At 59.4% G+C, this 5,440-nt stretch carries 7 protein-coding genes; 2 read left to right on the top strand and 5 right to left on the bottom strand.

The window, feature by feature from the left end:
* A partial coding sequence (locus B3Y70_RS02650) for an aspartate kinase (RefSeq protein ID WP_288589141.1) occupies positions 1 to 1,224 on the top strand: 1,224 nt, incomplete at its 5' end.
* A gap of 240 nt (positions 1,225 to 1,464) precedes the next feature.
* Entirely contained in the window at positions 1,465 to 2,457 is a 993-nt protein-coding gene (locus B3Y70_RS02645; RefSeq protein WP_288589139.1) for a sigma-70 family RNA polymerase sigma factor, read from the top strand.
* 1 nt (position 2,458) lies between these two features.
* On the opposite strand, the gene B3Y70_RS02640 is transcribed toward B3Y70_RS02645, so the two are convergent.
* The 5 genes from B3Y70_RS02640 to pdxH are packed head-to-tail and all read right to left on the bottom strand — an operon-like array spanning position 2,459 to position 5,245.
* A complete protein-coding gene (locus tag B3Y70_RS02640) occupies positions 2,459 to 2,914 on the bottom strand; it encodes a DUF3429 domain-containing protein (protein ID WP_011783731.1) in 456 nt (151 codons plus the stop codon).
* Positions 2,911 to 3,216, bottom strand: a complete 306-nt coding sequence (locus B3Y70_RS02635; RefSeq protein ID WP_023011984.1) for a DUF6482 family protein — start codon at positions 3,214 to 3,216, stop codon at positions 2,911 to 2,913. Before B3Y70_RS02635 ends, B3Y70_RS02640 begins: the two co-directional genes overlap by 4 nt.
* 57 nt (positions 3,217 to 3,273) lie before the next feature.
* Positions 3,274 to 3,858 (bottom strand): DNA-3-methyladenine glycosylase I, encoded by a 585-nt coding sequence (locus B3Y70_RS02630; protein WP_273030833.1) that lies wholly within the window; start codon positions 3,856 to 3,858, stop codon positions 3,274 to 3,276.
* Positions 3,859 to 3,876: 18 nt separating this feature from the next.
* Complete coding sequence (locus B3Y70_RS02625; protein ID WP_273030831.1) at positions 3,877 to 4,641, bottom strand: 4'-phosphopantetheinyl transferase family protein; 765 nt, start codon at positions 4,639 to 4,641, stop codon at positions 3,877 to 3,879.
* Complete coding sequence (pdxH, locus tag B3Y70_RS02620) at positions 4,610 to 5,245, bottom strand: pyridoxamine 5'-phosphate oxidase (RefSeq protein WP_273030829.1); 636 nt, start codon at positions 5,243 to 5,245, stop codon at positions 4,610 to 4,612. Before pdxH ends, B3Y70_RS02625 begins: the two co-directional genes overlap by 32 nt.
* Positions 5,246 to 5,440: the final 195 nt, after the last annotated feature.

Raw genomic sequence — 5,440 nt, 5'->3', positions numbered from 1 at the left:
GACGACCTTACCAAGCTGATTCAACTGCTGACGGACATCAACGGTGAGCTGTTTGCCGATCCGATGCTCAAGCAGCAGGCGGACCAGTTCATTACTGATCGCATTGAGGGGGTCCGGGGCTGCCTGATCGACCTGCAGCGCCTGTGTTCCTATGGCCAGTTCCAGCTTGAAGAGCATCTGCTCACCGTGCGGGAGATGCTGGCGGGGATTGGCGAGGCCCACAGTGCTTTCAATACCGCCCTGAAACTGCAGCAGGAAGGTATTAACGCCCGCTTTGTCGATCTCACCGGCTGGCGCGACAGTGAATTGCTGCCGCTGGATGAAAAGCTCAAGCAGGCCTTCGATGCCATCGACCTGAGCCGGGAACTGCCAATCGTGACCGGTTATGCCCAGTGCAAGGAAGGTCTGATGCGTACCTTCGACCGGGGCTACAGTGAGATGACGTTCAGCCGCACGGCGGTGATCACCAACGCCCGGGAAGCGATCATCCATAAGGAATACCATCTGAGCTCTGCCGATCCGAACATTGTTGGCGAAGACAAGGTGGTTCCGTTAGGGCGTACCAACTACGACGTCGCCGACCAGTTGGCCAACCTGGGGATGGAAGCGATTCACCCGCGGGCTGGTAAAGGTCTGCGCCAGAACGAGATTCCGCTGCGGGTGATGAACACCTTTGAGCCGGAGCACACTGGTACGCTGATCACTGGTGACTACGTCAGTGAAAAACCCCAGGTGGAGATCGTGGCCGGTGCCAAAGGCGTATTTGCCATTGAGGTGTTCGACCAGGACATGCAGGGCGAGCCGGGTTCCGACCGCCGTATTCTGGATGTACTGAGCCGTTTCAAAGTGCGGTTCATGTCCAAGGACACCAATGCCAATACCATTACCCACTACGTGGATACCACGCTCAAGCACGTGAAGCGGGTGGTCAAGGCACTGGAAGAAGAGTTCCCCAATGCCGAAATCAGTACCCGCAAAGTGGCCCTGGTGTCTGCCATTGGCAGTGATATGAAGGTGCCGGGCATTCTCGCCCGTTCGGTAAAATCACTGGCTGACAAGGACATCAGCGTGCTGGCGATCCACCAGTGTATGCGCCAGGTGGATATCCAGTTCGTGGTTGACGAAGACAAATACGACCAGGCGATTGTGGCCCTGCACGGGGCGCTGATTGAGCCTCATAACCACGAATATGCCATCGTGGCGGCATCAACCACCGCCGGCTAGGAATTACCCACAGGCGGAACCGGTCGCTTCGTCTGTGGGTAATGGAGGAGTCTTGCCTCCAGATCGGGCGCCCGGTCGGCCGTCTCACAACCTGTGAGGTTTCATGGCCGGGCGTGACCGATCCCTCCCCCGCTCATCCTCATTTCTGTATTCCTGTATTTCGGTTTTCCCCTCGTTGCCGGGGAATCCATGTCTGCCTGACATGCGTATTCTCAATAAATATCAAACGGGTACCGAGCCATGCAGATACAGAGCCGGCCGGGACCGCTTCCGACGCTGCCCAACGATGGTGAAAGGGATTCCCTGGTCGGGTTGTATTTCAGGGATGCGTCCCGGCATGACCTCCTCAGCGAAACCGATGAACGGCGTCTGGCCAGAAAGCTGATCCGGTCGCTACGGGTGATTCACACCGAACTGGCATTACCCGAGGATACCCCACAAACCTTGCGGGATGTGGTGGGTAGCCTCGGGGATGCCTGTGCCTTTTCGGCCCGCTGTCGCCGGGCTTACCACCTTGCCTTGGCCTGCCGTCACCGCCTGATTCAGAGCAATCTGAGGCTGGCGGTACATATCGCCCGCCGCTACGGCCATCATGGCATTGCCATGTCGGACCTGATCCAGGACGCCAACGTGGGGCTTATCAAGGCTGTAGAGCGCTACGACCCCGGCAAGGGCTTCCGGTTTTCCACCTACGCTTACTGGTGGATCAGCGAGGAAGTGCGCCGCTGCCTGCAGCGGGGTGTGCGTGTGGTGCATACGCCGGAAAACGTGGTGGAGGAGATCCGCCAGTTGCAGAAGGTGTCCATGCGTTTGCATCAATCCCTCGGCCGGGAGCCCACCCAGTCCGAGCTGGCTCGGGAAATGGAGGCCACACCTTCCAGGATTGGCGAACTGAGAGCCCTGGCGGCCCGGGAAGTTTCAACGGATGTACCACTGGTCGAAGATGGATCGGTGACCCTGGCTGACAGTCTTGATGCGGGTGCTGATACCCGCCCGGACCAGCCGTTTCGGGCGCGGGACCGGATGATTCGGCTGGAGCGCATGATGGGGGCATTGTCGGACCGGGAGCGGGATATCCTGACCCGGCGTTACGGGCTTGGCTTGATTGAACCCGAGACTCTACAAACCATCTCGGAGCAGATGGGCCTGAGCCGGGAGCGAGTGCGCCAGATCGAGAAAGGAGCCCTGAGAAAGCTGCAGACCCTGTTTGGAACCGATCCTGACGGTGCCTGAATCAGGCACCGTGCAGCAGGAAGAACCAGCCGGCCACGGTTAGCTGGCAAGCCAGTACCACGGTGGTCAGCACCAATCGCATCTTCAAGTACCAGGCCGGCCAGTAGCTTCGCATCCAGCGGGCGTCTACCAGATACAGCAACAGGAACGCGACGATGTAGAGCGGGATTTTTTGTGGCGTCTGTAGCAACAGTCCGATACCGGCGGCAACGAAGAACAACTGGCTCAGCAGCATGGTCACCAGGGGCGATTGCGGGTAGGAGCGGTTTTCCAGCTGCATGGCAATGGTCCAGTAGATTCCGCCCATAAAAGCGAGAATACCGGCACTGTAGATATAGAACCACGCCAGAATGGCAACGCTGTTGGCTGGCATCAGGAACAGGCCAGCGGTGCCTAGAATGAATGGAATCAGGCCGGCAATGCCGACCAGAACAGCGAGGCGAGCAACTGAAATCACGACTTCTGCCTCTGTACCTGTATCCGCATGGGTTCAATGTCTGCCGGCGCCATCCCGACCATTTCATGGTACGCGGAGGGATGCACCACCTGGGTTTCGCGAATGGTGTAGCTGGAGAGGGTGTCCTGAATCTGCCAGGCGCTGCGGAACAGCCGGGTCTGCCCTTTATGGTCCGACAGTACCTTCATGCCTCCAGGGCCATGCAGGCGAGCCATGTACTGTTGGCCCTCCAGGGAGAGGATCTCCAGAAGGTCGATCACCGGTTGTTCCAGGTTTTTGAGTTCGTCGAGGGTAATGCGCACCGTGAAGCTCCCGAAATGATGTGTCAGGGGAACTTACGATCAACCGGCCCGGTAAGATCATTGTGCCAGTTGCCGGCACTCCGTGTGGGTGTGGCAGGACACCAGATGATCATTGACCATGCCGGTGGCCTGCATGAAGGCGTAGACGATGGTTGGGCCCACAAAATTAAAGCCAGCTTTCTTCAGGGCCTTGGACATGGCTTCGGATTCCGGGGTGGTGACGGGAACCTCAGCCAGTGCCTGCCACCGATTCTGGATTGGCCGGCCGTCGACGAATTGCCACAGAAACTCCGAGAACGAGATGCCCTGATCCCGCAGAGCCAGGAAGCCTCGGGCATTGCGGATAATGGAATGTACTTTCAGGCGATTCCGGATGATTCCCGGGTCTGCCAGCAGGCGGGCGATATCGTCCTCATCAAAGCGGACGATCTGCTCCGGGTCAAAGCCGGCGTAGGCCTGGCGGTAGCTTTCCTGCTTGCGAAGGATGGTAATCCAGCTTAAGCCGGCCTGTTGTCCGTCCAGGCAGAGTTTCTCGAACAGCGCCTGGTTGTCATATTCCGGGCGCCCCCAGACGGTATCGTGGTAGTGCACGTACAGTGGATCGGTGCCGCACCAGGGGCAACGGCCGGTGGTCTGGGGCATAGTGGCCTCGCCTATCACCTATGGTCGGGCTCTGATTAGCCGGTGAAACAGAGGCTCCCAGGTAAGGTCCAGGCTGGGAGCCGGCTCCAGATTGTAGTCATCTGGTGGTGGTTCCAGCAAGGTGATCTCCGGCCAGGGACTGGCGTTATCCGGGTTGCCATCGCAGGGATAAACCAGGGTGACCAGAAAGCCCTCGGCATAAAGGCAACTGGCCTGCCAGTGTCGGTCCGGCTGATCCCCGTACAGCTCGAAATTCTTGCGCACTTCCAGAGTCTGCAGGTTGCCAGCGATGCCCCGCCCGGTTGCCTTCAGCCAGGCTTCCTTCAGGGTCCAGGTCTTGAGAAAGCTGAATGGATCGTCCGCCTTCAGCAGCCATTCCTGCTCAACGGGAGTGAACCAGCGTGTCGTCACTCTGGCCCAGTCTGGCCGGCGCTGGCTTGGTTCCAGATCAATCCCCAGGGCGTCCCGGCCGGTGGCACAGGCAGTCAGCCCCTGGCTGTGGCTCAGGGACAGGTGCCAGCCCTGCGGGCTGGCGGAGGCAACGGGCCGTCCCGGTACCGGATTACAGCTTGCCGGAGCCTCACCACTGGCCCGGGCCAGGGCCTGGCGAATCAGCCAGCGGCTGGTCAGGTGTTCCTGGCGCCTGGGCCCTTCCAGGCGCGCCAGGGTTTCGCCTTCATCGGCGGTCATCCAGGCCGGAGCCTGAGACAGGTTCCGGTTAATCTGGTGGCATAGCCAGATTGCCGGCCGGTCAGGGTTGCAGTCGTTGGATTGTCCAGCCATCGCCCTCTCTCACGTACTCAAATCGATCGTGAAGCCGGCTCGGCCTTCCCTGCCAGAATTCGATTCGCTCCGGAACCACCCGGTACCCGCCCCAGAAACTGGGAAGCGGAATTTCTCCGGAACTGAATTTGCGCTTCATCTCCGCGACTTTTTGCTCCAGCAGGCCTCGGGATGTAATGACCTGACTCTGCTCTGAAACCCAGGCGCCAATCTGGCTGCCCCGGGGCCGGGACGAAAAGTAGCGCAGGGATTCCGCCTTGCTGACCTTTTCGACCGCACCCTGAATACGCACCTGCCGGTTCAGGCCAATCCACGGGAATAGCAGGGCGGCCCGGGGATTCTCCTGAAGCTCCTGAGCCTTGCGACTGCCGTAATTGGTGTAAAACACGAATCCCTGGTTGTCGAAATACTTCAGCAGCACGGTTCTGAGATCGGGCATGCCATCGACACCGGTGGTGGCCAGTGACATGGCATTGGGCTCCAGAATGCCCGCCGTTCTGGCATCCTCGAACCAGGTCTGGAACTGCTGCACGGGATCTTCGTTCAGGTGTTCCCGGTCCAGCCCTTCGCTTTCGAAATCCCGACGCATATCGCCGATATCCATACTGCTCGTCTCCGTTGATCAACACAGGGAGTCATACGTCAGCGGAGCATATCGGGTTCGGTGGCCGCTGTCAGGTTTCGTGTCTGGTCTGGTGAATTCGCTGACAAACACCGTACACGGGCGCTATGCTTGCACCATGGCCGGCTGCGGTGCCGTGGGCAGATAAAGGGAGAGACTTGTGGCAGAGAAAGAGGC

The sequence above is a fragment of the Marinobacter sp. UBA5687 genome, from assembly GCF_002420325.1.
GTDB classification, from domain to species: Bacteria; Pseudomonadota; Gammaproteobacteria; order Pseudomonadales; family Oleiphilaceae; genus Marinobacter; species Marinobacter nauticus.
Note: the sequence above shows the minus strand (reverse complement) of the source record. Positions and strands in the feature narration are given on the sequence as shown.

What these genes read in the sequence shown, in the direction of transcription:
- B3Y70_RS02645 (WP_288589139.1), top strand. Translation starts at nt 1,465, where the DNA reads ATGCAGATACAGAGCCGGCCGGGACCGCTTCCGACGCTGCCCAACGAT.
- B3Y70_RS02630 (WP_273030833.1), bottom strand. Translation starts at nt 3,858, where the DNA reads ATGCCCCAGACCACCGGCCGTTGCCCCTGGTGCGGCACCGATCCACTG.
- B3Y70_RS02625 (WP_273030831.1), bottom strand. Translation starts at nt 4,641, where the DNA reads ATGGCTGGACAATCCAACGACTGCAACCCTGACCGGCCGGCAATCTGG.
- pdxH (WP_273030829.1), bottom strand. Translation starts at nt 5,245, where the DNA reads ATGGATATCGGCGATATGCGTCGGGATTTCGAAAGCGAAGGGCTGGAC.